We start from the raw sequence: 1407 nt of genomic DNA on the forward strand, positions 1-1407 counted from the left end.
TATTGTACCCAAAACTTATTGGAGGTGATACCATGTTCAGAAGTTCTAGAAATGTTTTTGTTTTGGACAATTTAAATGACAAACTTTTTAGTATAACTTCTGACGCTTTTAATTCCCTCAATATGGACAAACTTTTTAATTTTCTTATTTCTTTTTATTCTCATAAACCTAATAAGAATTCTCCTTATGATCCTACTTCTCTTTTACGATTATTTTTCCTTCTTAACTCTGTTTTTTCTGAAGATGGATTTACTTCGTCTAGAGATATTTTATCTGTTGTCCCACCAGAATATTTACAACTTTGTGGTTTTCGTGATTCAGTTCCGTGTTATACTACTTATTTTTATTTTAAAAGGCGCATTGGTCTTTCTAATTTGTTATCTCTTTTGAATTCTTTTAAACTTGCTCTTGTTAAAGCTTATTTTAACCGTTTTTCTTTCGTTTTTAAAAAACTTGGTTTTATTGTTCTTTCTGTTGATTCTCAACCTATTCTTGTTGAGGGTAATGTCCCTAAAGGTATAATTCATTCTCATAATAAATTTTATAACAATAAATTTGGTATTCGTTTTCATCATGTTGATATTGTTTTTCCTTTTTATTTTAACCTTTTTTCTGTTTTTCGCCCTGCTAATTATCACGATATTTCTGTTTTTCAGGATTTGATTTTTGATAATATTAAATCTTTTATTCGTTTTTGTTCTTCTAAAGGTATTTATGTCTTTTTTGTTCTGGATAAAGGTTATGATTCTATTTCTAATTTTCATAATATTATTTCTGCTGGAGCTATTCCCTTTATCCCTTTAAAAAAATTCTCTTCTTTTTCTAAATTAAGTCATATTAAAATCAAAGATTATAGACTTTTTTGCTCTCTTTCTAATCATTTTTTGCATTCTGATGGTAATGATTATTCCAGAAATCGTCACCGTTTTATCTGTCCTTTTAGAAAAAATTGCAATTTGAATTCTTATTGTTCTGGCAGATTCTGGGTTCCTATTATTCCCAATATCCAATATTATCAATCTTTTAAATTTAATATTTTACGTTCAAAAATCCCTTCTTCTCCTATTTTTAATTTCATTTATCGTTTTAGAAAACGTATTGAAAATATTAACGCCATTAATTCAAATAAATTTTCTTTTAGAAACACTCATTATTTTAGAAATTTTAATCATTTGCTTAAATTTGAAATTAAACTTTCTTCTTTTCTTTTTAAACTTTTTTGGTTTGATTCTAATGTTTCTATTCATTCTTTTCTTTGTTCTTCTTATTTTCCAAAACCTTTTATTTATATTTTTAAGTCTGCCAAATTTATTAAAATTAAAGCGTCTAAGTTTTTTAGTTCTTTTTAGTTTTTTCCATTATTTGTATTTCTTTCTTTGATATATACATATTTTTACACAATACTTA

1 protein-coding gene is annotated in these 1407 nt (G+C 25.4%); it reads left to right on the plus strand.

Annotated features, from left to right (window positions below):
* Window positions 1-1349: hypothetical protein (locus XO12_RS11040; RefSeq protein WP_217683693.1), on the plus strand; the 1349-nt coding region annotated here is incomplete at its 5' end.
* Window positions 1350-1407: the final 58 nt, after the last annotated feature.

The sequence above is a fragment of the Marinitoga sp. 1154 genome (assembly GCF_013363285.1).
Lineage (GTDB): Bacteria > Thermotogota > Thermotogae > Petrotogales > Petrotogaceae > Marinitoga.